The 26,981-nt window shown below is 59.4% G+C and carries 16 protein-coding genes and 1 tRNA gene; 8 read left to right on the top strand and 9 right to left on the bottom strand.

What is annotated here, in order from left to right:
• Position 1 precedes the first annotated feature (1 nt).
• Entirely contained in the window at positions 2-1,198 is a 1,197-nt protein-coding gene (locus QEH57_RS02160; protein WP_309005025.1) for a KamA family radical SAM protein, read from the top strand.
• 131 nt (positions 1,199-1,329) lie between these two features.
• Here the strand turns inward: QEH57_RS02160 and QEH57_RS02165 are convergent, their stop codons facing one another.
• The 5 genes from QEH57_RS02165 to QEH57_RS02185 all read right to left on the bottom strand — a co-directional run bounded on the left by QEH57_RS02165 (position 1,330) and on the right by QEH57_RS02185 (position 8,809).
• A complete protein-coding gene (locus tag QEH57_RS02165) occupies positions 1,330-2,985 on the bottom strand; it encodes a hypothetical protein (protein WP_309005026.1) in 1,656 nt (551 codons plus the stop codon).
• Between the two features lie 210 nt (positions 2,986-3,195).
• A complete protein-coding gene (locus tag QEH57_RS02170) occupies positions 3,196-5,925 on the bottom strand; it encodes a tetratricopeptide repeat protein (protein WP_309005027.1) in 2,730 nt (909 codons plus the stop codon).
• A 95-nt stretch (positions 5,926-6,020) separates the two neighbouring features.
• Positions 6,021-6,575 (bottom strand): sugar O-acetyltransferase, encoded by a 555-nt coding sequence (locus QEH57_RS02175; RefSeq protein WP_309005028.1) that lies wholly within the window; start codon positions 6,573-6,575, stop codon positions 6,021-6,023.
• Between the two features lie 5 nt (positions 6,576-6,580).
• Positions 6,581-7,351 carry an EI24 domain-containing protein gene (locus tag QEH57_RS02180; protein WP_309005029.1) on the bottom strand — a complete coding sequence of 257 codons (771 nt, stop codon included), beginning with the start codon at positions 7,349-7,351 and terminating at the stop codon, positions 6,581-6,583.
• A 114-nt stretch (positions 7,352-7,465) separates the two neighbouring features.
• Positions 7,466-8,809 (bottom strand): hypothetical protein, encoded by a 1,344-nt coding sequence (locus QEH57_RS02185; RefSeq protein WP_309005030.1) that lies wholly within the window; start codon positions 8,807-8,809, stop codon positions 7,466-7,468.
• A 159-nt stretch (positions 8,810-8,968) separates the two neighbouring features.
• On the opposite strand from QEH57_RS02185, the gene QEH57_RS02190 reads away from it, so the two are divergent.
• On the top strand, positions 8,969-11,785 hold the full coding sequence (locus QEH57_RS02190) for a rhamnogalacturonan acetylesterase (protein ID WP_309005031.1): 2,817 nt from the start codon (positions 8,969-8,971) through the stop codon (positions 11,783-11,785).
• A 27-nt stretch (positions 11,786-11,812) separates the two neighbouring features.
• Here QEH57_RS02190 and QEH57_RS02195 read toward each other — a convergent pair whose 3' ends face one another.
• The 3 genes from QEH57_RS02195 to QEH57_RS02205 form a co-directional block, all read right to left on the bottom strand.
• Positions 11,813-13,360: a SpoIIE family protein phosphatase gene (locus QEH57_RS02195; protein WP_309005032.1), complete on the bottom strand. Its 1,548-nt coding sequence runs from the start codon at positions 13,358-13,360 to the stop codon at positions 11,813-11,815.
• 97 nt (positions 13,361-13,457) lie between these two features.
• Positions 13,458-15,410 carry a sialate O-acetylesterase gene (locus QEH57_RS02200; protein ID WP_309005033.1) on the bottom strand — a complete coding sequence of 651 codons (1,953 nt, stop codon included), beginning with the start codon at positions 15,408-15,410 and terminating at the stop codon, positions 13,458-13,460.
• Positions 15,411-15,855: 445 nt separating this feature from the next.
• A tRNA-Val gene (locus QEH57_RS02205) sits at positions 15,856-15,932 on the bottom strand.
• A gap of 163 nt (positions 15,933-16,095) precedes the next feature.
• Here QEH57_RS02205 and recN point away from each other — a divergent pair.
• The 6 genes from recN to QEH57_RS02235 all read left to right on the top strand — a co-directional run bounded on the left by recN (position 16,096) and on the right by QEH57_RS02235 (position 23,533).
• The gene (gene recN, locus QEH57_RS02210) at positions 16,096-17,757 is read left to right on the top strand and encodes a DNA repair protein RecN (protein WP_309005034.1); all 1,662 of its coding nucleotides are present in this window, start codon (positions 16,096-16,098) and stop codon (positions 17,755-17,757) included.
• A 111-nt stretch (positions 17,758-17,868) separates the two neighbouring features.
• The gene (locus QEH57_RS02215; protein ID WP_309005035.1) at positions 17,869-18,678 is read left to right on the top strand and encodes an SDR family NAD(P)-dependent oxidoreductase; all 810 of its coding nucleotides are present in this window, start codon (positions 17,869-17,871) and stop codon (positions 18,676-18,678) included.
• 23 nt (positions 18,679-18,701) lie between these two features.
• The gene (locus QEH57_RS02220; RefSeq protein WP_309005036.1) at positions 18,702-19,880 is read left to right on the top strand and encodes a glycosyltransferase; all 1,179 of its coding nucleotides are present in this window, start codon (positions 18,702-18,704) and stop codon (positions 19,878-19,880) included.
• Between the two features lie 36 nt (positions 19,881-19,916).
• On the top strand, positions 19,917-21,107 hold the full coding sequence (locus QEH57_RS02225) for a glycosyltransferase (protein WP_309005037.1): 1,191 nt from the start codon (positions 19,917-19,919) through the stop codon (positions 21,105-21,107).
• A 92-nt stretch (positions 21,108-21,199) separates the two neighbouring features.
• On the top strand, positions 21,200-22,318 hold the full coding sequence (locus tag QEH57_RS02230; protein WP_309005038.1) for a hypothetical protein: 1,119 nt from the start codon (positions 21,200-21,202) through the stop codon (positions 22,316-22,318).
• Between the two features lie 123 nt (positions 22,319-22,441).
• Positions 22,442-23,533 (top strand): glycosyltransferase, encoded by a 1,092-nt coding sequence (locus tag QEH57_RS02235; RefSeq protein ID WP_309005039.1) that lies wholly within the window; start codon positions 22,442-22,444, stop codon positions 23,531-23,533.
• Positions 23,534-23,658: 125 nt separating this feature from the next.
• Here the strand turns inward: QEH57_RS02235 and QEH57_RS02240 are convergent, their stop codons facing one another.
• Positions 23,659-26,634, bottom strand: coding sequence for a TonB-dependent receptor (locus QEH57_RS02240; protein WP_309005040.1), 2,976 nt, complete (start codon positions 26,632-26,634; stop codon positions 23,659-23,661).
• Positions 26,635-26,981: the final 347 nt, after the last annotated feature.

The raw sequence follows: 26,981 nt of genomic DNA on the forward strand, positions 1-26,981 counted from the left end.
TATGCCTTACATCGAAGACCGAACTCACTGGCAATCTGGCCAAGGCCTTTGGGAGCACGTTCCCGAATCAGACTGGAACAATTGGATTTGGCAGCTGAAAAACCGCATCACCACGCTCGAGCAGCTGGAGCAGCACATGGAGCTGACTCCGGAAGAGCGGGCGGGCTGCGAGCATGCGAACACCAAGCTGGCGATGGCCATCACGCCGTACTTCTTCAACCTGATCGACCGCGAGGACCCGAACTGCCCGATTCGCAAGCAGGTGATCCCGCGGGCGGGGGAAATGACGGTGGGGCAGGAAGAGATGCTCGATCCGGTAGGAGAAGACGGCCATTCGCCGGTGCCGGGTTTGGTGCACCGCTACCCGGACCGCGTCCTCTTTTTGGTGACGGACCGCTGCGCCGCCTACTGTCGCTACTGCACGCGCAGCCGCCTGGTGAGCAATGCCCAGGACTACAATTTCCATCCCGAATTCGAAGCGGGGCTGAAGTACATCGAAGAGCACCCGGAAGTGCGCGACGTCCTTCTGAGCGGCGGCGACCCGCTGCTTTTGTCGGACAAGAAGATCGACTATTTGCTCGGACGCCTGCGGGCCATCCCGCATGTGGAGTTCATCCGTATCGGTTCGCGTATCCCAGTGTTCCTGCCGCAACGCATCACGCCGGAGCTCTGCGAGATTTTCAAGAAGCACGGCCCGATCTGGATGAGCATTCACACCAACCATCCGAAGGAGTGTACCCAGACCTTGAAGGATGCCTGCGAGCGCTTGTCCTTCGCGGGGGTTCCGTTGGGCAACCAGTCGGTCTTGCTCAAGGATGTGAACGACGACGTGGATGTCATGAAGGCTCTGGTGCATCGCCTCGTGCGCATGCGAGTGCGTCCTTACTATATTTACCAGTGCGATTTGATCACCGGCAGCGCCCACCTTCGGGCCAACGTCTGCAAGGGGATCGAGATCATGAAGCAGCTGCGTGGGCATACGACAGGCTACTCGGTGCCGCAGTTTGTGATCGACGCTCCGGGCGGCGGCGGAAAGGTACCGATCAATCCGCAGTATATCACCAAGATCGACGACGAAGCGATCCACTTCAAGAACTTCGAAGGCAAGCTCTACCGGTATCCACTAAAGACCTACGGTCCGCTTGAGTCGGACGACGATGACGACTGCAAGTGCGACGCGGAAGAGATCATGCTGTAAGGTCGTAGGAGGTTTAGCGTTTTTGGTGTGCGGTCGCGGGTACTCGCGCCGCGCTACTTTCTTCGCTCTAGTTCACGTATGACGCGGCACTGGGGAGGAGCAGAGCTGCCTCCAAAACGGAATTCGAATCGCTAGTCGTTCACTGGGGCGCAGAAGCAGGAGGAACTTGGGAGGGTGTCGGCTCTTATCCAGGCCTCGGCGAGTTGGCCGGAGAGCCGGATGGCCTCGGCTGTATTCTTTTTCTGGGCACGCAAGGCGTTTTGGAGCCCAAGGAGGCCCCAGCCGTTGTCGCGGTTTCGAGTGAGGTCTTCGCGGTAGACTGCTTCGGCTTCGGCGTAGCGTTTTTGTTCCATGAGCAGGGCTCCGAGAGCGTGGCGCACGGGGAGCATCCAGCCTGGGGGTTCGTCGTAGACGAGGGCGTCTTCGGCGGCGATCCCTTGGCGGAGGGCGGCGAATGCTTCGTCGTATTTCCCTTCTCGATACAGGAGTTCGCCTTTCATCATGGCACGTGCGATGGGGAGGACTTGGGAGACTTGGTTGTTGAAGATGTACCAGTCTTGGGGGACGGCCTTGATGGCTTCGTCGAAGGCGGCCATTTCGATGCGGGCTTCTTTTGTGCGGCCGAGAGCGGCATTTGCTATCGAGCGGGCGTAGTGGCGGACGGCGTTGCTGACTAATCGAAATTCTGGATACGCCGGTTCCTCGAGGACCTCTTCCCATTTTCCGAAGCGGATCATGACGTGCAGGGTGCTGGGCATGATGCCTTCGATGAGGAAGGAGAGTTCACGGAGAGCTTCCTCTGGGATCTCTTTTTCGAGGGCTCGGGCGGCGGAGATGGCGTCGTTGTAGCGTCCGGACATCATGGCTGCGTAGGAGAGGAAGTGGAGGTTGTGGGCGTAGTAGATGAGGTAGTTGGTCGGCTGGGGAGCTTGTTTGAAGTAGGCGCGGTCGACTGCGACGGCTTGGGTGTTGGAGTCGACGGCGTCGCTATATCGACCGACGCGAACGTAGATGTGGGAGGGCATGTGGACGAGGTGTCCGGAGCCGGGCACGAGGGTGCGGAGGAGGTCGGCGGACTTTTCGGCTCGGTCGGGATTTTGGGAGGCTTCGGTGGCGTGGATGTAGAAGTGGTTGGCTCCGGGGTGGATGGGGTTGAGCTCGAGGGCGCCTTCGATGGCGGCGACTATTTCTAGGATGCGATGGCGGGGATTTCCTTGGTTGTCCCAGTAGTCCCAGGGTTGGAGGTTCATGAGCGATTCTGCGAAGAGGGCGGCTACGTCGGTGTCGAGAGGATGAGCGGCGTAGGCTTTTTCCATGGCGTCGGCGTAGGCTTGGTCGAGGTGTGAGCGGTCTTCGGGCGCTGGGTACTCGTAGCGGGCGGAGACTGCGTGGATGAGGGAGGCTTCGCTAGGGGTAGTTTTTTCGATGAGGGAGAGGGCTTGGTCGGCGGCGTGGCGGGCTGCTCGTGAGCGCTCGTCGGTCATCATGGGGTCGTTGATGTTGATGCCGTGGGCGTAGGCGATGCCCCACCAGGGCATGGCGGCGGCGGGATCCGCTTCGGCGGCGGCGTGGAAGGAGCGGATGGCTTCGTCGTGGTTGAAGCCGTAGAGGAGCTGCATGCCTTGGTTGAACCATTTCTGCGCATCGGGGGAGCTGGTGGAGATGGCGCGGTGGTAGTCGCCGAAGCCAGAGTAGATTTTTGCTTCGCTGGCTTGGGCGCGAGCGGACGCGGTGGTGAGAACGGCGGCGCCGAGGACGGCTAGGGTTCGTAAGTGGAGGAATTTCATGGGCAGTAGGCGGGTTGGTCGGTTTCCGGCGCTCGGGTAGGAGCTCGGGAGGATTTGTCAGGGGAGCCGGTATCGCGCGGTTGGACGAGCGGCGTCCTCTGGGTTGGGGCCTACTGTAGGGATGGGGCGTTTCGGGAGCGTTTCGTTTAGCGTTTTGCGGGGAGAAACGGCGTTTTTTTCCTGCGATCGCAGGTGAGTCCTCTCTGGTTGCTAGAGCGCGGGGGAGCTGACGACGCGAGGGAGAGGTGGGAGTTCGCCGTTGGCTTCCATTTTTTGGAGACTGGTTTTTTGGGCGTCGAGTCGAGCGTTCATGACGCCGATGAGGCGCTGGAATTCCGGGTGCTGGTGAATTTGGCTGGTGTAGGGGTCGGTGGCGACGTGGTGGAGGGCGCCGCCTTCGTCGATGAATTCTTGCAGGTTGGCGATGGCGCCTGGGATGTCGTCGAGAACGATGAAGAGGGGGATGTCGTAGCAATGGTAGCCGGTGGGGCCCCAGCGGTTCATGTCTGGCCGGGCTTGCTTTAGCCGCAGGGCGAGGGCGCGGGCTTCTTCTTTTTGGCCGCAGGCGTGGAGGAGGTAGGCGAATTCGACGACTTGAATGTAGTTCTTTTTGGTAATTGGGCAGAGTGGGTCTTCGATCCAGGGGTAGGACTTCAGGTAGGTTTGGAGGGCTTCTTGCGGGTAGCCCATTTGGTAGGTGAGCGAGCAGAGCTTGTAGGCCGACCAGTCGTAGTAGTCGTCGCTTTTTTTGAGCGCGGCGAAGCTGGCGATGGCGAGTTCGGTTTCTCCTCTGAATTCGTGGGCGAGCCCTCGAAGGAATGTGGAGCGGTTGGAGCTGGGGGCGATGGAGAGGTAGTGCTCGCTCCATTTGAGGTAGGCTTCGGTGTCGCCGAGATCGAAATAGGCGTCGGCGATGTAGGAGCAAAGGTTGAGGCTTTCGGGGTCAAGGGCGTAGGCCTGTCGGTAGTAGAGAATGGCTTGGTCGAAGCGGTAGAGGGCGAAGTCGTAGAGGCGGCCCATGGAGGTGAGGGCCTTGATGTTGCGGGGATCTTTTTGAAGGATAGGTTGGAGGACGGCTTTGGCTTCGTCGGTACGTTTGAGGGCGATGAGGATGTCGGCCAAAGCGGTATGGTCGGTGAGGTTGTTGGGGTTGAGCTCGACTGCCTTTTGCATGAGGGGAAGGGCGGCTTGGGGATTGCCTTCCCGGTACATCTTGGCGGTGGCGAGGTGTTGGTAGGCAGCTGCGTTGTTGGGGTTGAGCTTGATGGCGAGTTGGAAGGCTTGAGCCGCAGCGTCGTTTTCCATGAGAATGAACTTGAGGAAGCCGGCGGCTTGGTGGGCGTCGCTGAGTTGGGGGCTTAGGTTGAGGGCGGCGTTGATATGGGGCTGGGCTTTGGCGACTTGGGCTGCGACGGGCAGGCCTTGGAAGTGGATGCGGTCGAGGTAGGCGATGGCTAGCTTGGCGTGGGCTTGGGCGAAGCTGGGGTCGAGCGCGATCGCGTTTTGGAATTGGGCGATAGCGTTTTCGAAGCCGTCGTTGGTGAGCGTATCGTGGCTGGCGTTTCCTCGGAAATAAGCTTCGAGAGCGGCTAGGCTTTGGGTGGGGACGGTGTCGTGGATATCTGGAGACGCGAATTGAGGACTGAGCTCGTGGGCAATGGCTTCAGCGACGTCAGCTTGTAGGGTGAATATGTTTTGGGCGGAAATTTCTTTGGTGTAGTTTTTTGCCCAGGTGTGAAACCCGGTGGAGGCGTCGGTGAGTTGGATGTTGATGCGGATTTGCTTGCCGGAGCGCTGTATGGCACCCTCGATGATGTGGGTGACTCCCAGTTCCTTGGCTATCTTTCGAAGATCTTTGTCTTGGTCGCGATAGCCCATGACGGAGGTACGGGAGATGGTCTTGACCTCGGGGATATGGGAGATGCGGGTGATGAGGTCGTCGTGGAATCCGTCGGTGAAATAGCGGTCCTCTTCCAGCTGGCTGCGGTTTTCGAAGGGTAGGATGGCTATGGACTTTTCGAGGGACGGTGGTGGGGCGATGTCACGCGTTGTGAAAAAGAGGACGGCGAACGCGAGAGCTGCGGCGATCGAGGCGTAGAGGCCCCATCGCGGGGTTGATGCGGGGCGCTTTCGTGGGTCGGTTGCGGGTGTTCTTGTATTTGGAAGTTGGTTACGACTTGGGGGAGAGGTGCGAGGATGGGGAGTTTGCCGGGCGAGAGATTGGGCAAGTCTTTGCAAAGCTTCGCTAGGCGCGATGTCGAGCTCGGCTTTTAGGTGGACTTGGTAGGTTTGGTAGGAATCGAGGGCGGCGGCGTTGTCGCCGGCGAGGGATAGTAGCTGTATGTGGGTGGAGTGCGGGGATTCGCTAAGTTTTTCGTGTCGTATTCGAATTTTCGAGTAGCGGATGGCTTCGCTGAGTTTGTTGGCCTTGCGTAGGAATTCTATTTTTTGGGCGAGGGCGGTATCGAGTGATTGATGGAGGGTGTTGCGTTCCGATTCAATCCACTCGTCGTAGCTTTTCGGGAGGAGGTCGCCGCGGTAGAGCTTCTCGATGGCCGGAAGATTTTGGATGATGGCGGCAAGGTCGTCTGGCTCGAGCGCGTTTTGGAGCTCGGCTGTATCGACGGTGCAATGGCTCGATCTTTTGAGTGTGATCGAGCTTTTATCGGTTTCGAGAAAGGCGTCGATTTCCGGGAGCGCTTGGCGTAGGCCGTGGAGTAGGTTTCGAAGGTTGGTGAGGGCCTGCTTTTCTTCAGAGTCTGGCCAGAAAGTGAAGGCTAGGTGGGCTCGGGCTTGGGGAATGCCTTGGTGATAGGCGAGGTAGGCAAGCAGGGCGCGTTGGCGTGGCTTGTCGAGGTGGATGGGAGTAGAACGACCGAGCGAGAGGGAGAATTCTCCCAAAAGCTGGATATGGAGGTGCGGTGGGGGCGGGTCGCTCACGGAATGGCTAGCAGGGAGAGTCGAGTTGGATTGATCGAGAGAAGAGAGCGTTTCCGGCGGGATCAATCTTCCAGTAGGGAAAAGGGGGCGCTTTGCTAGAGTTCACGTATGACGCAGCAGGGATTGCCGGCGGCGACGACGCGGGGCGGTATTGGCTTGGTCACTACGCTGCCGGCTCCGATGGTCGTACCTTCGCCGATGGTGACCCCGGGCAGCAGGATGCTTCCTCCGCCGATCCAAACCTTGTCGCCGATGGCGATGGGCTTGCCGAATTCCTTGAAGCTGGCTCGCTCTTCGGGATCGAGCGGATGGGCAGCGGTGTAGAGCTGCACGTTGGGGCCGAACTTTACGTATTCGCCGATGGCGATGGGGCAGACGTCGAGCATGACGCAGCCGAAGTTCGCGTAGAAGGCTTTGCCGAGGTGGATGTTGTAGCCGTAGTCGCAGCGGAAGGTAGGCTCGATGAAAGCGGTCTTGGGGCAGGTGCCGAGCAGCTGCTGGAGGATTTGGGCGCGCTCCTTGAATTGCTCCGGTTCGGTGGCGTTGTAGCGATGGATGGCTTGGCGGGCCGCGAGGCGCTCGGCGGCGAGCTCCTTGTCCATGGCCACGTATTCTTCGCCGACGATCATCTTTTCCTTTTCGCTTTTCATCGGGGCTAGCGTTTCAGGGTCTTGCCGTCGTAGAGGGTGTCGACTCCGCTGACGGCGGCGGCGATGATACCGTAGGGAGGGGCGAGGAACCAGCCGATGACGGGGATGAACATCATGAGCACGAAGCCGGTGCCGTTGCCTAGGGCGTGCCATTTGTGGCGGTGGGAGTGGGCTAGGCTGGCTCGGATGCCGAGGCGCCGCCTTTCCAGGACCGGGTCCATGAATCCAGCTCCGGCAAAGAAGGCTTGGAGGAAAAACATGCCGACGAAGTAGATGGCGGCGCCGACGATGGGCAGCAGCCAAAGCAGCCAGCAAAGGACGGTGAGCATCAGCGAGATGATCAGCATGCTGACGCTGACCATGGAGCCGCGGTAGATGTCGTAGGCCATGCCGCCGATGGAGAAGCCAGGACCTTTGGTGCCGTGGAATTTCTCTTCGGCGGTTTCGGAGATCATTCCGATGAAGGGCGCGTAGATGATCATGACTACGCTGCGGTAGAGCAGGAACGCGAGATAGATGGCGAGCAGGCCGACGATGAAGCTGAGGCCCCAGGATATCCATTCGGCGACTTCGTTGGGCAGCCACTTTTCGCTGATGTGGGTGCTGAGCTCTTGCACGCCGAGGAAGGTGCCGCCGAAGAGGCCGCCGATGACGAGCGGGAAGTAGAGCATGCTCAGCAGCCCGGGAATGATGAGCTGCTTCCACATGCCTTCCTTCCAAACGAGGTGGTGGGCGTGTCTGTAGGCCAGCAGGCCTTGCATGAAGGGTTTGATCATCGTTTTCGAGTTTGGAGAAGCGGCTACCCGATTGTCGATGGTTTCGTTACACAAGAAAAAACGGCTGGCGCGAGGGCCAGCCGTTGGACGTTTTTGGATACGGTCGGGCGTGGGCTAGTCTTTGCGCAGCACGCCGCTGTAGTCGCGCTCGAGGAGACTGTCGGGCAGGTAGACGATGCAGATGTTCATGGAGCGGTCGTCTTCCGAGAGCATAGCGGACTGTATTTGGATTTTGGTGCCGTCGGGGCTGAAGGTGGGGTGCACGTGGTCGCGGGCGCTGGGCTTGTGGCCGGTGGTGAGCAGCATCATTTCGTCGGTCTTGCGATCGATGAGGTAGAGGCTGCGGGAAAAGTCGTCGCCCACTGCCCAACGTCCATCGGCGGATCCGTGCACGTGCCAGAGTCCGCTGCCGCTGCGGGTTTGGCCGGCGATGCGCATTTCGCGGGTGCGCAGGTTGACGATGCCCAGTCCGGTCGGCTTTTCGCGGGAAGCGGAGGGACCCCATTCGTCGTCGGTGCCGACTTCGCGGTGGCCCATGATGGCGATGGCGACTTCGTCGGGGGAGATGATGGCTTCGTGGGTGACCCACTCGTATTCGGCCTCTGGGTACAGGGGCTCGATTTCGCCGCCGACTTTGACGGTCCAAAGGCGCTGGGGCGCTTTGCCGCCGGTTTCCCAGCAGAAGACCAGTTCGCCGCTAACCCAGGGGTTGGTTTGGATGTGGCCCATTTGGAAGGGGGCGACGGCGACGATGTCGATCTTGCCGGTGGCGATTTCCATGGAAGCGATTCCGGTGGGTCCGGCGCCCATGTTGCGGGGGCCAAAGTTTTCCATGATTTCGACGCCGGGGGCGAGGTGCTTGGCGGATTCCTCGCGGCCGATGCGGAAGTAGATCACGTCCTCGTCGGCGTCGATAGCCATGTCTCCTCCGGCGCCCATCTCGCCCGGCACTTTGCCGATGGCGCGTTGGTAGCTCTCGGCGGATTTGAGGGTGCCGGCGGCGCTGTCGGCGAAGAGGCGGGCGAGGTCGATTTCGACGATGGCCTTGTCGGCGTCGCCGCGTCCGTAGCGAGGCTGCTCGGTGGCGGGCAATTCGGGGTCCCGCATGACGTAGAGCTTCATGCTCTTGCGAGCTAGGGTGAGCATGCCGAAGTAGCCGCCTTCGGTGACTTGTACAATGTCGCCGCTCTGTTCGTTTACGGCCAGGGCTTCGCCCGGAATGCGGTCCGAGCGGAAGACTAGCCATTCGCCGTCGGCGGTCCATTGGGGGTGGGTTTGGTAGATCTTGGAGTCGCCAGCTTGCTTGCTGGTGAGGAAGGCCAGCTCGACGCCGGTGACCGGATCGGAGACTATCTTCTTCTCGGAGGGAAGGCGGGTGCCGATGGGGGAGGCAGCGAAGAGCTGCGTTGCCAGTAGGCAGACTGTGGCTGCAATCAATGGGAGAAAGGGGCGGTTCATGGAAGGGAATCCTGCTGGCAAAAGGAAGGCGGTCAAAGGTCTGCGCCTTGGATTTTTGTTTACAGTCCGAATTTGGCGGCCGGCCGACCTTCGGGTTTCTGACTGTACGGGGTTGCTCGGGTGGAGCGCTCGCGTCAGCTTTGCCTAACTCTGCCCCGTATGAATTTGCACATGTCCTCGCCCCGCTTTCGCTCGATCGCTCTGCTTTCCGTCCTTTTGGCTCTTTTGCTTTCCGGCGCCTCGGGCGCGGAGGAAACGGCCCGCCGCGCCCGGTTGTTCGTAGCCGGGGATTCGACGGCGGCAGCGGGCAATGGGTCGGATCGAGTCGGCTGGGCAGCGCCGTTCGCCGACTTTTTCGACGAGGAAAAAGTAGAGGTGGTCAATTGCGCGCGCGGCGGCCGCAGCAGCCGGACGTTCATTACGGAAGGGCACTGGGATTCGCTTTTGCAGCAAGTGGAGGTGGGTGACGTGGTACTGATCCAGTTTGGACACAACGATGGGGGCGCCATCAATCGCGAGCCGGAGGGATCGAGCCGGCCCTTGCGAGCCCGCGGAAGCTTGCCGGGCTTGGGCGAGGAGAGCGAAGAGATTCTCAATGCGGTTACCGGCAAGCGCGAAATCGTATATACCTTTGGGCATTACCTGCGTAAGATTATCATGGATACGCGAGAAAAGGGAGCGACTCCGGTTTTGCTTTCCTTGACGGCTCGCAACCATTGGAAGGACGGCCGCTTGGAACGAGGGTCGGGGCGCTATAGCTATTGGAGCTATCAATTGGCGAAAGAGCTCGATGTTGCCTTCATCGATATCACCAACCCTGTGGTGGACCGCTTGGAGCCCTTGGGGTCGAAGGAAGCTCTGGACGTGTATTTCCCGCAGGACTACGTGCACACAGGCCTAGAAGGAGCCGTGGTGAATGCGGAAACGGTGACGGCCGGCTTGAAGGGACTTCGCCCGAGTCCAGTGGCCGAATGGCTTTCCGAGAAAGGGGAAGCGGTGCCAGCGGATACGCTGTCATGGTTGCGTTTGCCGATTCCGGCCGACGGCGAGAAGCCGACCGTTTTTCTCATTGGCGATTCTACGGTTCGCAACGGACGCGGGGATGGCGGCAATGGGCAGTGGGGTTGGGGCGCGTTTCTGGAGGAGCACTTCGATGCAGGGGAAATTAACGTGGTGAACCGCGCGGTAGGGGGCTTGAGCAGCCGCACTTTTTACACCGGTCCTTATTGGAAGCGGGTGCAAGGGATGATGAAGCCCGGCGATTTCTTGATTCTGCAGTTCGGGCACAACGATGATATCGCCCTCAACGATGCCAAGCGCGCTCGCGGCACAATCAAGGGAATCGGGGAGGAAACGGAAACCATCGATAACATGGTGACCGGCAAGCGGGAGGTGGTGCATACTTACGGTTGGTACCTGCGGCAATATATCCAAGCGGCGAAGGAGGCGGGGGTGACTCCGATCGTTTGCTCGCCCGTGCCGCGCAAGTCTTGGAGCGAGGCGGGTAAGATCAATCGAAGCGTCGGCAGCTATCGGGGTTGGGCGAAACAGGTGGCGGCCGCGGAAGGGGTTCCCTTCGTGGACCTGAACCATTTGGTGGCAGATAAGTACGATGCTTTGGGGAAGAGGGCGGTGGATCCACTTTTTGGAGACGCGCACACGCATACCAGTCGGGAGGGCGCGATATTGAATGCTCAGTGCGTCGCGGAGGGCTTGCGAGCCTTGGAGGAGAATCCTTTGCAGGGCTTCATGACGGTGAATGTGGGCGATGGGTATCCGGTGCGTTTTCGGTTTGGCCCGGAGGCGGCGAGGGAAGGCGAGATTCAAGTCGGGGTTGAGGATGTGTACGATGCGGAGCGCGGTTACGGTTTCGATTTGGGAACGTCGCCCGATGGAGACGAAGGTGCATTCTATTTTTCGGTTTCGGCGAAGGATGGAAACTATCGTCTCACCATCGAGTTTGGCGATGCGGGGGAGGCGTCGTCCAATACGGTGAAGGTCGAGTCGCGCCGTTTGCTATTGGAAAAGGTGGAAACGGCTGCGGGCGTCTTCGTAACGCGTAGTGTGATCGCCAATACGCGTAACCATAAGTTGGTACCGCCGGAAAAGTATGCGACCGGTGGGAGGGTAGTGGTCCTCAACGAGCGGGAGATCGGGAAGCTGCATTGGGACGATAAGCTGACGATCGAGTTTAACGGGGCGGCGCCGAAGGTACGTTCCCTGGAGATCGAAAAGGTTGAGGTGCCGACGTTCTATTTGGTGGGAGACTCGACGGTGACGGATCAACCCTACGAACCGGCGGCGAGTTGGGGGCAGATGCTGTCGCGCTTTTTCAAGGACGAGGTGGCGGTGTCCAACCATGCGGAGTCGGGCGAGACCCTGAAATCTTTTATGACAGGGCTGCGCTTGGCCAAGGTTCTGGAAGGCATGCGAGCTGGGGATTACCTATTTATCCAATTCACGCACAACGACCAGAAGCAGCAGTGGCCGCAGACTTATGTGGAGGCGGGGACGACTTATAAAGCCTATCTCAATGTCTTAATTGCCGAGGCTCGCCTGCGCGGGGCGACGCCGGTCTTGGTGACGTCGATGGAGCGACGCCGCTTCGATCGGGATGGTAAGATCGAGAGCACGCTGGGCGGGTATCCGCAGGCGATGCGGGAGGTGGCTCGGGAGCAGGGCGTCGCATTGATCGATCTGCAGCCGATGAGCGTGGCCCTGTACGAGGCCCTGGGGGTAGAGGATGCGCCGAAGGCATTCAGCAACGGCGGCAAGGATGCGACCCACCACAACAACTATGGAGCCTACCAGCTAGCTCAGTGCGTGGCGCAGGGAATCGTCGACGCGAAGCTTCCTCTGGCTCGCTGGTTGGTCGAGGATTTCGAGGGCTACGATCCGCGGCGTCCTGACGATGTGGATACGTTCGAGATGTCGGCGAGTCCGTTTAGCAGCGATTTGGCCCCGCTGGGGAACTAGCGGCTGGGTGAGGCGGTGCGCGGAGCCCTAGATCATGCGCGTGGACATGAGGCAGATGTCGTCGTCCTGGGTTCTCCTGTTGGTGAAGGTCTGGAGTTGGGCGACGATTTCCTGTACGAGGGTAGAGTCTGGGGCGTCGTTGTGTTGGCGCAGGATGCTGCTTAGGCGCTCGCTGCCGAAGGGTTCGCCTTGGCTGTTTTGGGCTTCGGTAATCCCATCGGTGAAGAAGAGGAATTCGTCGCCGGCTTGGTAGGCGAGTTCCTTGGTCTCGAAGGAGTCGGAAGGGATCAGTCCGAGGGCGGGATTGATGGGGATCTCGTTTTGCCGGTCGTCGTGGAGCAGGACGTGGTTGCTGCCGTTTTGGCAGAAGGTGGCGTGACGCTGGGAGAAGTCGATGTAGCAGAAGGAGCCGGTCGCGAAGATGAGGTGCCCCTTTTCGCTGAGCCAGGTGTGCAGCATGGAGTTGATCTCGACCATGAAGCGGGATGGATCGTCGGCGAGGTGGGAGATTTCGTTGACGGCGGCGTAGAGCATGGCGGTCACCATGGCGGCTTGGGCGCCGTGGCCCATGACGTCCGCGAGGAAGATGGCGGCGTTGCCCGAAGGGGTACGCAGGACGGAGTAGAAGTCTCCGCTGAGTTGGGAGGAGGCGATGTGTTTGGCGTCGAAGTTGAGCAAGTCCTCGCCTTGCTCGTTCTCGAAGCTCGGAATGCCCTTGGTGAGCAAGCTTCGCTGCAGGGTGCGGGCGAGCTTGAGCTCGTCTTCCAGCTGCTTGTGCTGCCGTTCCAATTGTTCCGCCATCAGCTTCTTGGTGGTGATGTCGCGCGAGATTCCGAAGGTGCCCAGCGGGTAGCCGGAGCGCGATTTCATGGGGAGCTTGACGGACTCGACCCAGATCTTGTTGCCCTTCCAGGTCACGAACTCCTCCTTGTCCACGCGGTAGACCTTGCCTTGGATGAGGTCCGCTTCGTCCGCGGCGGCTTCGGCGGCGTGCTCGGGGTCGAAGAGATCGAAGTCGGTGAGCCCGATGGCGTCGCTTGGGTTTTCCAATCCGCAGCGAATGGCGGTGTAGTCGCTCACTGCGAGGAAGCGTCCGGCGGTATCCTTGAAGTAGATGTACTCGGGGAGGTGCTTGAGCAGCAGCTGCAGGAGCCAGCTGGGCGACATGTTCGAGTTGATGGCGGCGTGCTTGTCGTGGGAGGCGATGCCGAGCTCGGCGCGTTTGCGGCAGATCTCGAGGGCTTGCTCGATGCTGGCGAGGAAGGCTTTTTCGCTGAACTCGCTGACGATGATGTTTTTGCCGACTCCGGGGGTGTAGCGCATCAGCTGGTCGAGCGTTTCCAGGTCTTGCGGCAGGGCCAGGAAGATGGTCGGTGGGGCGCTGGGCCAGTTGGATACGGCCTTGGCGAGGGATACGGCTTGGCCGCAGGGAGGACCCACGATGATGATGTCGACTCTATCTGAATAGCCGCTGATCGGTAGGTCGCTTTCGGCCGAGCCCTGCTGCAGGTTGGGGTGCTGCGCAGAGAGCCAGGCCGCGACTTGGGAATCGCAATCGACTTTCAGGATTTTCATCCTGTTTGCAGTAGAGGGCTTACCCTTGTTTGGCGAGCTCTCTGCCTCAGTAATTTTAGCGAGAGCAGGAGACTTTTTTAGGGGGTGGCGCGACTTCTTAGGGATCGGTGCGGAAGGGGGCGGCGGGGAGTCCTTCGCGGTTGGCGAGGTTGGCGAAGTCGGGGTTGTCTGCCCAAGCGTAGCGGACGAAGCGGGGCTCCTTGATTTCGGTGCTCCAGACCAACACTTTGTTTCCCTCGATTTTGGCTTCGGCCCAGACGAAGGCCTTGTCCGCTCCGGCGATGGCGAAGTGGGCGAGCCCCTCGCCGTTGTTGGATACGAGGCCGCTGCCCACGTTTTCGAAGCTCAGCTCGATGGTTCCGTCCTTGATTTCTTGGGACAGGAAAGTGGGGCCGGATGGCACTATATCGGCGCCGAAGGAGAGCTTGAGGGCTTGGAGGGCGAGGCGTTCGCCGACTGGCTTTTTCTTGCCGGGATGGATGTCGTTCCACTCGCCGAGGTCGATGTTGATGCCGATGCCGGTGTGGGGCAGGGCGCGGGCTGTATCCATTTGGGCCTCACGCATGAGGGCCCAGTTGCTTTCGGCGGGCAGATAGTCGACGTCCATGAAGCGGGGAAGTTGGGCGATCAAGAAGGTAAGCTCAGGGTTGTCCCACTCCTGTCGCCAGTTCTCGATAAGGTTGGGCAGGAGTTTGGCGTAGGCTTCGGGGTCGCCCGCGTTGGACTCGCCTTGGTACCAGAGGGCGCCGCGAATCGGGTAGCGAGTGAGCGGAGCGATCATGCCGTTGTAGAGGGCGGCCGGTTGGGATTGGGCGTTGATGCCGCTTTTGTAGCGATGAGGGTTGGGCCGGTAGACTTCGCCCACGCGGTAGTGCCAGGTGCCCTTGAGGTCGATCGTTTGTCCGGCGCCTTCGAGCTGGTAGGGCTTGTCCGGAATGAAGCCGCCGTTTCCGGATGAATTGGAAATGCGCACCACGAGCAGGTTGCTGCCAGCTTGCAGGAGGTCGGCTGGCACGGTGTAGCGGCGTTGCGGATACTCGTAGGTGGTCCCGCCGATCCGTTTTCCGTTTAGATAGACATCGTCGGCGTTGCGGATGCGTCCCAGCTTTAAGGTAAGGGGTGTTCCGAGCATGGATTTAGGGACGTCGACTTCGCGGCGGTACCAAACGACTCCGTCGAGGTCGCGAACGCCTTGATGCTCCCAGTATCCAGGGACGTTGATCGGTTTCCAGTTAGGGGCTGGGTAGGACGGGTCGTACCATGCGGGCTGGCTGGCTAGGCCTTGGTCAATGGTTTCGATGGCAGGATGGGCCTTGCGATCGGCTTTGGCCTCTTGGTTGACGCGGGCGACGTAGGCGGCGTCCTTGTTTCGTTCGATGGTTTCGAGGAGTTCGGGGAATTGATTGAAGCCGTTTTCGCTGGTCCAGGCTTCGATGCGGGTGCCGCCGACGCAGGACATGATGATGCCTTGGGGGACGGAGAGGGTGTCGTGAATCTTCTTGGCGAAGAAGTAGCCGACTACGGTGAAGTCGAGCAGATTTCGCGGGTTGGCTGCTTTCCAGGCTTGCGGTGGCGTGTCCTGTATCGGTCCAGACAATACAGGGTTGGTGGGAACGTAGAATTGGCGGATCTCCGTGTTTTCGGAAGCGGCGATTTCGGTGGCGTACTCCTCCTGCCAGCGATTGAACGCGTGGGTCATGTTGGACTGACCGGAACAGAGCCAGACGTCGCCAACGAGAACGTCGCTCACGGTGATCTGGTTGCTGGCCGAGATGATCAGCTCGTAGGGGCCGCCCGCTTCGAAGCTATCGGTGAGCAGGGACCAGTCGCCGTTTGGGTCGGCCTGGGTTTCGTAGCGTTCGCCTCGAAAGCTGACGCGAACGGCTTCGCCCGGGGAGGCCCAACCCCAAAGCTCGAGGGGAGTGCCCCGTTGCAGGACCATGCCGTCGCTTACGATGCTCGGGAGCTTGACCTCAGCCTGCAGGGCTGCGGCGAGTGGCAAAAGGATACAGAGGAGCGGGGCCAGGCCCTGACAAATTCGTCTTTTCATCGGCGCTATCGTTTTTCGGGGCGGAAGCGTACCCTAGGACACCAGGGCCGAGTAGTGCGATAGCGATTCGGGGAAAATTGGGCAGGGGGCGCTCTAACTTTTTGTTTGTTGGGGAGTTTGAAGTGTCAGGGCTGGATGGTTGCAGTTGGCTGTTTGCCGGAGGGGGGCGCCGGGGGTACCCTTGTCGCGATGGGGAAAGAATGGATGGATCGGGGAATCGCGGTGTGCCGCAAGCGGCAACCCTACGGCCTGGTACTCGGCTCGTTCTCGCCTCGGATCTTTGGGGCGGGTCTTGGGAATAGGGCACAAAAAGACCGAAGGCGTTTGTTTCCTTCGGTTTAAAATGGTGGGAGATCCGAGGTTGATTCCTCGCCTCGGATCTTTGGGGCGGGTCTTGGAAATAGGGCACAAAAAGTCCGAAGGCGTTTAATTCCTTCGGTTAAAATGGTGGGAGATCCGAGGCTCGAACTCGGGACCTCTACCATGTCAAGGTAGCGCTCTAACCAACTGAGCTAATCCCCCATTTTTGTTCTGACTTCCGGGAAGGTTCCCAGCGGTCCGAAATTTGAAGGCCAGAAGTTGGTATTGATCGAAATCTTGGGCAAGAACAAATTTCGCTAAATTTCAGGCGTGATTTTCAGGGGTAGGACAGCCAATTTCTGAGGGGTACCTGTAAACTGTCGCCATGCTTCAATATCTGAAAATCGCCAATCTCGCCTTGCTGGAATCTGCTTCGATCGATTTCGAATCGGGATTCACCGTTGTCACGGGGGAAACGGGCGCCGGGAAAAGCGTCCTGCTGGGCGCCTTGAGCCTCTTGTCCGGGGCCCGTACCGACAAGTCGGTGATTCGCTCCGGCACGGAGCTGTGCGAAGTGGAGGCAGCCCTTTGGTTCGAGGATTCGCAGCCGATAGACGCCTTGCTGGAGGGGATGAACCTGCCGGCTTGCGAGGAGGGGATGCTGGTCTTGAAGCGTTCCTTGCACGTCTCGAAGCCGTCTCGCATTTCGATCAATGGGAGTTTCGCGACGCTGAGCAACCTGCAGGAGTTGGGCGAGATGTGGATCGACTTCCACGGTCCGGGCGAGCCGCAGCGTCTTCTTAAGAGCGAGTGCCAGCTGGAGCTGATCGACCTTTACGGTGGATTGGAGAAGGAGGCGCAGGAGTACGGGAAGCGGTATCGGGCTTGGCGGTCCATTTTGGGCGAGATCGAGGAATTGCAGGGAGCGTCGCAATTGGCTCCGGACCAGATCGACTTTATCAAGTCCCAGTTGCGGATGATCGATGCCTTGGAGCTGTCGCCGGAGAGCATCGAGCAATTGGAACAGGATTTTAACCGAGTCTCGGGGGCGCAGGAGCTCTTGGAGCTGACGGCGGAATTGAGCAACGGGCTGAGCGGGGACGAGGGCGCCTTGAACCTGATTTCCCAATTGTCGCGGGCGGCGGAGCAGGCGGCGGAGCTCGACCCGAGCCTTTCGGACCTGGCCGAGCGCCTCAATGGCTTGATCATCGAGACCCAGGAGCTGGGTGCGGAGTACGAGCAGCTCGGATCGTCGCTGGAATTCGAGCCGGAGTACGCTCAGGAAGTGACCCAGAAGATGAACGACTGGCAGGATTTGCGTCGCAAGTACGGTCGCGATGTGAACGCGGTGCTGGCGGCTCGGGACGAGATGGAGAAGCGCTTGGAGTCGCAGGGGGACATCCAAGGCAGCTTGGAGCGTTTGCATGCGGAGGCGGACAAGATCGAAGCGGAGCTGAAGGGGCTGGCTTCGAGGTTGACGCAGAAGCGTCTGAAGGCTGGCAAGAGCTTGGCCCAGAAGGCGGAGAAGATGCTGCTGGAGCTTGGTTTCAAGAAAGGGCGATTCGGTATCCAAATGTTGGATCAGACGAATCTGAAATCGCATGGCGACAGCTTGCCGGACCTGCTTTTCTCGCCGAACGTGGGCGAGCCGATGAAGTCTCTCTCGGACGTGGCCTCGAGCGGCGAGCTGGCTCGCGTGATGTTGGCCCTGAAGACGATATTGGCGGATGTGGACAGCGTGCCGGTCCTGGTTTTCGACGAAGTGGACGCCAACGTCGGAGGCGAGATCGGAAGGATCGTGGGGCAAAAGCTCAAGGGGATCGGCGATAACCATCAGGTGATATGCATCACTCACTTGCCTCAGGTGGCGGCTTTGGGAAAACAGCACTTCTTGGTCGAGAAGGACCAGAGCGGAGATCGGGCGGCGGTGAAGATCCGCAGAATGGATACGGAATCGGAAGGTCGTGTGGAGGAACTGGCTCGGATGCTGGGCGACCGGCAAGCGAAGTCGGCCTTGTCGCATGCCCGCGAGTTGCTGGCACTTTAGGGAGATGGGAATGAATTCGAATCCGGCGATCCACGTTCTGCCGTCGCCCTGCGGCGATGGGTGCGATCGTTTCTGGCTCGAGGCTCGCCGCTTTGGATTGGGGACTGTCTGGTGACACTCACTGGCAAAACGGCTTTGGTTACGGGGGCGAGTCGCGGGATCGGTAGGGCGATCGCGGAGGCCTTTGTTGGCGTCGGTATCCAGGTTTTGGGGACGTCGCGGGACCCTGACGCGGTAGAGTGGCCGCAGGGGGTGGTTCCTGTTCGTTTGGATTTGTCCAGTCCCGAGTCGGTACAGCAAGGGTGGGACGCGGGCAAGCTCGCTGAGCAGCACTTCGATATCGTGGTCAACAATGCAGGTGCGGGGACTTTCGGTTCTTTCGCTGAAAGGGATTGGGAACAGTGGGAGCAGCAGGTTGCTACCTTGCTCTTGGGTGCGATGAAAGTGGCCCACCTCTCCCTCGGTAGGTGGACGTCGGAGCGGCCGGGCACGCTGGTGAACGTGAGCTCTCTGGCAGTCGAGTATCCGATTCCCTACATGAGTGGCTACAATGTGGCGAAGGCAGGCTTGGCCGCGTTTTGCGAATCTCTTAGCTTGGAGTGCGATCCGGCTGTGGTTCGCGTTCTCGAACTGCGTCTTGGAGATGTGAATACACGTTTTAACGACTCCATGGTTGGGGGACCGCAGGGGAGTCGCCAGGAGCGGGTTTGGGAGGCTATGTGTCGCCATGTCGCGAAGGGGCCGAGCTCCGAAGAGGTGGCGCGACAGCTCCTCAAGCTTCTGCAGCGGGACAGGAGCGGAGTGGCGCGAGTCGGCGGCTTTTTTCAGGCTTTTGTAGCCTCGGTTTTCGGGAGATTGGTCTCGCATCGCCTGAAGCGGGCGGCCAATCTTTCGTACTACAACGCAGGCAGCAAGCGATAGTGGAAGGGTTACGGATACTGGTTTTGACTTCGAGCACGGGTGGCGGGCATGACGCCCGGGCGACGGCTTTCCGACGCTGGGTGCGCGAGCTTTACGGGTGGGAAGTCGACGTACGCGTGGAGAGCATGCTGGAGGATTCCTCGAAGATTGCCCGTTTCGGGGTGCATTTCTATAACTTCATACAGCGCCACGCCCCTTGGCTGCACCATCCTTATTACCTGCTGGTCGAGGGCTTGAGTTACCTCAACAAGAACGAGGTTTCCTTGGGCCGCCATTACTACGACCAGGTCTTGCGCAGCTATCGCCCGCACTTGGTGTTCAGCGTGCACGACTGCCTGAATCGAGGTTATTTCCAACATGCTCGCAAGGTGCTTGGCGGACAGGTGCGCTGCGCGACGTATTGCTCCGAATTTTCCGGAGGGTATGGGTACAGCCGCAATTGGGTAGAGCCGTCGGTGGATCTCTACATTTCCCGTACCGAGACGGCTAAGGACTATGCGGTGAAGGCGCTGAAGCTCGACCCCGGCAAGATCGTGGTACGCGGACAGTTCCTGATGCCTCGCATCTACCGCGAGGCCCTGACACCGATCGAGCGTCATCGCTTTATTACCGAGCGTCTGGGGCTAAGGCCGGATCGGCGTATCGTTTTTCTCACTACAGGCGGGGCCGGCGCCAATAATCACATTGCCTTGCTGGAAGTCTTGAAGCGGCATGCGGACAAGTATCAGGCGGTGGTGGTTTGCGGGCGAAACCAGAAGGTCTTTTTGGAGGCGACGCATTGGAAGCAGAGGAATCCCGATTTCAGCTGCAACATTACCGGCTATACCAACGAGATCCACTTGTACATGCAGGCGGCGGACTTCGTGGTGACACGCGGGGGTACGACGACCTGCGCGGAGGCTTTGCATTTCGAGTGCCCCATCGTCTTCAATGGATTCGGTGGCGTGATGCCGCAGGAAAAGCTCACGGTAAAGTACTTCATGCAGGACGATGCGGCGGTGAAGATCAGCAAGGCGGAGGACTTCGAGGCCTTGTTGGCGGACTGGTTTCGCTCGTCGGGAAAATTCACGGAGCTGAAGCGCCGCTTTTCCAAGATGCGCTTCCAGGACGATCCGCGGGATACGATTCGGCTATTGGTGGAGTTGGCTCGCGATGCGGCGACCGGTAAGGATCGCCCTGCTTTAAAGGTTGTCGGCGAGTAGCAGCTTCCTAGGTTCGCAGCTTCGCCCCAGCTGATAATGCGAATTCTTTACGTAACCACTAGCTTTCCAGTCTATTCCGAGACCTTCCTCCAACGGGAGGCCCGGGCCATGATCAAGGCCGGGGTGGAGGTGGAGATCGTTTCGCTGCACGGCGGCGAAAGGGATTTCGAGGGGCATCCGGTGCTCCGCTTTTCCAAGTGGGAGCTTTGCAAGCTGCTCTACCTGTTGCCGTGGGCGTTTTGGCGCCGCGGGCCGGAATTGATGGAGATCGTTCGCGAAATGAACGCGCGCCGGCCGGCCTCGGCCTTGAACCTTTTCGAGAACCTGTTGGGACTGGGAGCGGGAATTGTATGGGAAAAGCGTATACGCGAGTTGGATCCGGACATGGTGCACTGCGTCTGGTCCAGCGCTCCGGCGGCGTTTGGGCTCATGGCGGAAGCTCTTACCGGTACCCGCTATTCGAGTGGAGCCCATGCCTACGATATTTTCGAGTACGGTGGCGACTGGCTGCTGGAGATGAAGTGCGCGCGTTCGGCCTTGGTGCACGTGTCGACCCAGGTAGCGGAAGGGCGGATACGGACTATTTGTCCCGAGGCGAAGGTGGAGTTGATCCGCAGGGGATTGAACCGCTTGCCGCCGGCTCGCGATCCGCGTTCGGAGTGTCCGGTCTTGCGGGTTGTGTGCGTCGCCCGCCTGGTGGAAAAAAAGGGGTTCCCGCTGCAGCTGGAGATCTATCGCCGCATGAAGGCGGCGGGGCTGGCTTTCGAGGCGAAGATCATTGGAGATGGTCCGATGGAGGAGGAAATCCGAGCCGGAATCGAGGAACTGGGTCTGGGGGCGGAAGTTTGTTTGACCGGACGCCTTTCGGAAGAGGCGGTCCTGGAGCAACTCGCCTGGGCGGACCTGTTGTTTCATACGGGAATCGTGGCCGCCAGCGGAGATCGCGACGGCCTGCCGAACGTGGTTCCGGAGGCGATGGCCAGTGGTGCGGTGGTGATCGGCTCCCCGGTTTCCGGAGTGGTGGAGGCGGTTCGCGATGGCGAGACCGGGTTTATCTGCGCCCCGTGGGAGCCGGACGCGTGGGTGGAGCGTTGCCGGGAACTGCAGGTAGACGGGGACTTGCGTTCGCGCTTGTCGCAGGCGGCGCGGGCTTGGGTGGAGCGAGAGTTCGTGGCTGATAGAAATACGGGGTACCTTCTTGAGTGTTTAGAGGTCGCCTGTGGGTGATGACTCGCAGCGGGGATTCCGTTTTCTTGGGGAAGTAGCTCAAATTCGCTTAGGTCGGCTCAAGCCTTCGCCTTGAGGTCGAATGGCAGGCTATGGCGCCCAAGTGTATCCAGCTACTACCCCTTTCCTTGTTTTGCTTCCTACCAGCTTCCTTCGCGGATGACCTGAGTACGCTGAGCGACGAGTTCGAGGCCGCGTCGAGCCTCTCGAACTGGAGTCGCATCTTCGAGACGGAAGGCTGGGGGGCGGATCAGATGCAGTCGGTCGACGTGGGCGAATCCCGCGGCGGCTACCTGACCATGGTGCCGAAGACCAGCTCTTGGTATCGGGATTGGCGGGGCATCTTGATGTACAAGCGGATCGCGGGAGATTTCGTAGCGACCATGGAGGTGGAGCCCCGCAACAGGGCTCTCGACGGGGCGCCGGCTTCTTCCTATTCGCTGGCGGGAATCATGGCCCGGGCGCCGCGGGATTCGATAAGGCAGCCTTCGGATTGGAGAGCGAACGGCGAAAACTATATTTTCCTTTCCTTGGGAACGGGCAACAACCCGGGACACTACCAGTTCGAAGTGAAGTCGACGGTGAACAGCGCTTCCAGCTTGGAGATCGATGCCGGGGCGCCGCGAGCGATTATCCAGGTCGTGCGGCTCGGGGAAGTCTTTTTGGTTTTGCGCAAGCTGGAGGGCGGCGATTGGGAAGTGCATCGTCGTTACCGGCGTAGTGACATGCCGGATACTTTGCAGGTAGGGATCACGGCTTACACGGATTGGGAGTCGGTGGAGCTGATGGATCCCTTCGAGCACAATCGCAGCTCCATCGACGGGCATAGTCCCGACCTGAACGCGGCGATCGACTACTTTCGCTTCAAGCGTCCGCGAGTCCCGGCAGCGCTGGCGGGCGTGGACTTCGCGGATCCGTTGGAGGTTCCGGACGGGCAGATCGTGGCTTTGTTTGGCGATCGAGCGAATCGGGATCCGTTGGCTCCGCCATCCTACGATTTGGTGATCACGGATCAGGACTACGCTCCAGGGGTGGGGATGGAGGTCGAGTTCGAGTCGGTGCCGGGCGTGTTCTATCGGGTGGAGAGAAGCTCGGACATGCAGCAGTGGACCTTCGTGGAGGATGCGGAAGCGACCGCGGAGCGCCTGCGCTTTGTGGTTCCGGAATCGGACGGGGACGGATCGCTCTTCTTGCGGGTGGCGGAGGACTGATTTTTTTGGCTCGAGCCGTTGATTTTTGCGGGCATGAGGGGAAACTATTTAAGGTAGGGGCTTGAGAGATCCCCAGTCCACCTCATGTTAGGAAGTGGATATCCTACCCTTGTTTATACCGTTATGTCTGGTCGCCTATTATTCGATGTTACTAAAGCGAGCAAGCAGTCCCACTACTCGGGAGTGTTGCGTGTTTCCAATTGCCTGAAAACCGAGCTGAAGCGGGCTTTGGGCGACGAGCTAGTGGAAGTCGTCTGGAGCGAGCGCAAGCAGAGCTTTCGGGCCCCTTCGATTGGCCGCGACTTTTGTATCGAACCGGAGGACGTGTTGCTGACGGCGGAGCTTTTTAACGATTTCGAGCGTCCGGGGATCGAGTCGTTCCTGAGGTCGTCGACTTGTCGGGCTTACGCAATCTTTCACGATGCGATACCGCTGCGGCACCCAGAGTTTACTTGGCCGCACAGCGTGCAGCGTCACCCCAGCTACATGAAGATGCTGAGCCTGTTCGATGGGGTTTTCGGGGTTTCTCAGCACAGTTCCATCGTCCTGGAGGAGTATTGGGAATGGCTCGGCTACGAGTATTCGCCTTCCGTGAAGTCGATCCAGCTCGGGGCGGACGGACTTTTCAGCGAGCCGATGATTCCTGCCAGCAGCGAAGGGGATGCGTTCGATGTGCTGGTATTGGGAATCATCGAAAAGCGGAAGGGGCATGACCTGGCTCTAGATGCGTGCAGCCGTCTTTGGGATGACGGCTTGGAGTTTAATTTGCACATCGTCGGCCGCGCGAATCCGTATTTCGGCAAGGACATCGAGCGTCGCATCAAGCGCATGGTCAAGTCCGGGCGTTCGATCAAATTGCATGGGCATATCGAGGACGAGGAACTGAAGCGCTTGATTCCTTCCATGGACCTGCTGCTTTTCGCGTCCCGTTCGGAGGGCTGCGGTTTACCGGTGCTGGAGTCGCTTTGGAGCGGGCTGCCGGTGCTCAGTTCGAAGCTGCAGCCGGTGCGGGAGACTTCGCGCTTCGGCGGAGTGAGTTTCTTCAAGCCTGAGGATTCGGAGGATCTTGCCTCGCAATTGCGCCGTTTGATCGAGAACCGCCATTTGGTCGACGATTTGAAGAACGGAATTCAGTCCTCGATATTGCCGACTTGGCAGATGACCGCCAAGGAAGTGCTGGATACCATCAAGCCGCGGGTAGCGGTGGAGGCATAGGAACGGGACCTCGCTTGTGCTCGTCGAGAGCTCGTCGCTGCAAGCTTGTTTGTCGATGAGGCTGGATCCTGCAGCGCGGTCGCTGGAGAAGGCTTGGCGCTGCAGGATACTGCTCAAGTGATCGATTAGAGTTTCTTGTTGATGGAAACGAAGGTGAACTGTCCTTCCGCGGAGTAGAGGAATCCGGCGTACCCGGTCGAGTTGTTGCCCCAAGATGAAACATAGGGCGGTGCCTCGTTGAAGAGGTTGCGGATGCCGACTGTTACTTTTGTGTCTCCGAACCACGTTTCTTGGCCTTTCCAGAAGTCGTGACTCGCGGTGATATCCCAGATCATAGTGGCTTCGACTTGGTTGAAGCCTGTTGGGTCGCTCGGGGCGCTAGGATCCCAATCGAAGCTGAAGTCACGGAAACCGTCCTTGTAGTTGCCAACCAAGTTTACGGTAGTGTTCCCTTTCGTCCAGGTCGCGGCCAGCTCGCCCTTCCATTTCAGGTAAGCGTCGTCGCCGGCTCCGGGGCTGGGTTCGCCTGTGGCATTGTCGAAGAGGACGTCTTCGGTCCAACCCGCGTATTCAAAAAACGGAGCGCTTGGAAACTGTTGGACTTCGTAGGAGTCGAGGTAGGAAGCGTTTACCGAAAAGTCCCAGCGCCCCATATCGTTAGCGACGAAGTAGCTGGCTCCGATGTCGAAACCGGTTGCGTCTTCGTTGCCGAGATTGCGGAAGATTCCGTTTACGAGGACGATTTGGTCGCTGGCGTCCAGCTGCACGCCTTCGCCGGGCAGCAGCGTTTCGTTCGCGAAGTAGCGGTTTACCACATCCTGGTGATCCACGGTGACGTTGCCGTTTCTTTCGATGCTCCAAAAGTCGAGGTTGAAGCTGGTGGCGCTGGTGGCGGTGCTGAGGAAGTTGGGCGTCCATATGAGTCCGAAAGAAGTATTGGTCGACTCCTCGGCCCGCAGGTCGGGATTGCTGGCGATGGTCGCATCCTGTTCCGGCTCGTTGACGTCAGAGAGGGGATTGGTGACAGCGGTGAGCGTATAGGTGAGTCCTTGCGCGTAGAGTTCGTACATGGAGGGCTGGCGATAGCCCTCTCCCCAGGTCGCTCGGATCGCGAAGCTATCGTCGAAGGGAAGGTAGCGAAAGGATGCCTTCGGTACGAAGATGCTGTCTTGCTGGGTGACGAAATCTTCGTAGCGGCCGGCGATGTTCGCGGTGAAGGAGTGGGCCCACGAGGCATCGTTTTCAGGCAGGACGAGAGGTAGGTTCATCTCGAAGTAGAGGGAACCGATTTCGCGTTCAGCATCGGTGATGTTCGCCGTGGAGGATCCGATCACATCTCCCGTGGAAGCGGCGGAGTCCGGGGATTGCACGAGAGTCTCCCAGCGATACTCATGGCCGAAGGCGACGCCGACTGGGTTTTCGTTTATGCGGAAGAGGTCGCTGTTGCTGAGCACCAGTTGCGAGCCGTAGAGGCTGGATTCGTTGGTGTCCTTCAAGTCGACTTTGGCGTAGGATGCGATGAGCTGGTTGTTTTCGATCTCGTTGCGGTAGTAGCCGAAGGGGTTGTAGGGGATGGTGGTGCCGATGTACTCGTCGCTTTCGGGATCGAAGATGGGATCGGCAGCGTTGTTGAGGCGATTGAACTTGGAGATGGATACGAGCGTATTGCGGGTCGTATTCTTGATGCTGCTGTAGCTGAGCGACGCATCGAGGTTCCAGTTTCCGAACAGGACGTCTGACTTGAGGCCGAGGGTCGCGTTGAGCGCGTCGTTGGTGTCGCGGTAGATTCGATTGCCGAATTCTGCGAGGCGCGCTCGGGTGCCGCCGGAAAAGTCTTGGTTGAAGGGGTTGAAGGGGTTGTAGGCGCCTTCCGCTGCGGTGCGCTGACCTGCCTCTACCTCGTCGGGGGTGAGGATGGGGGTTGTTGAATTGGCGGGGATCACGAGGGAGACGCCGCCTGGATTGCCGAAGTTGCCGGTCGCGGAGGGGGCGAGCTCGTTCACGGAATAGGTGTTTTGGTAGAACAGATCGCCGTAGAGAAATACGTGCTCGGTTCCCTTGATTCTTTTGTCCCACGAGAGGAATCCACCTTTGCGCTCGTATTCTGGATACGAGCCCGAGGTTTCGTTGTAATTGTAGGAGGAGCTGCGACCATCGGTGTACTGGTAGTCGGTTGCGGGCAAGTTACCGTCGTTGTTCTCCCGATTGTCGTAGGTCGAAGCGAAGAAGAGGTCTTCCCGATCTTCAGGCTCGACTCCATCGTCCAGGCCTGGGATCGCTGCATCGGAGTCGAGCCCGAGGGCCTGCAGGGCGGCCTCGCGAGTAATTTGGAAGTTGAGCGGGCTCGCGTTGGAGCTGAGAAATGGCGGTACTTCCGAGTAGGAACGGTCGCGGTTGAAGATCGCGTTGCGCTTATAGTAGTTGGCGCCCACCGTGACGCTGCCGTCTTCGTCGGATTTTCCGCTGACGATGTTCACGGTGAGATCTCCGGCGTCCGCTTTGGAGGTATTGCCGTATTTGACGGTGAGTTCGGTGCCTTGGAAATCTCGCTTGGTAACGATGTTGACCACCCCAGCTACGGCGTCCGCTCCGTAGAGAGCCGATGCCCCGTCTTTCAGAACTTCGATGCGATCGATGGCTGCGAGAGGAAACGAATTGAGATCGACGAAAGCGGTCGTGCCGTCGGTCCCAACAGGAAAGGGAGCTACGCGGCGTCCGTTTATCAGCACCAAGGTTGCTTCGGGGCCGAGGCCGCGCAGCGAGACCGACGAGGCGGAAGGCGTGAAGCCGGTCGCATTGTTGGAGATGGGAACGGATCCGCCGTTGTTTACGGAAAGCGATTGCAGGGCTTCGCTGGTGGTCGAGAATCCCTTCGCGTCGAAGTCCGAGGCAAGCACGACCGCGACGGGGGTGATGTTTGACCGGTCCGCCATTTCTGTGACGAGAAGGTGGGAGCCGACTACTCGGAAGGGTTCGAGCTCGAAGAATTCATCGGATTCTTCTTGCGACTGTCCCCAGGTCGTGAGCAAGGCTAGGCTGATCGCTCCAATGACTGACCCAGATCGGGAAACTCGGATTTCTGCTGCATTTCTGTACTTCATTTCTAGTGCATCTGTAAGTTCAGCGCGAAACGGGTTCAGGTCGGTTGATTAATTTCGCGCGTATTTATCAGTAAGCAATACTTATACTAATCGTCAACGGACCGACCCTTTTTCCCGCGTTTCGCTTGTTATTGATCGCAAATATTAAGGAAGCTGATCGCGGCCGTTAGAGCGGGTTTAGGTATTTTTACATTCGATGGGGAACCGCTCTCGTCGCGCTTAAAATTGTCCCTGCCGTCCGGTTGAGGAAGAACATTAGCTTGGGAAAATAGTGGGATGGAAAAGCGAAGGGTGAGGCCTAGGATTGCGGCTTTCCGAAGCGATGGGGTGAAGCCGAATGGGGCCTG

The organism is Pelagicoccus sp. SDUM812005, assembly GCF_031127875.1.
Classification (GTDB): domain Bacteria; phylum Verrucomicrobiota; class Verrucomicrobiia; order Opitutales; family Opitutaceae; genus Pelagicoccus.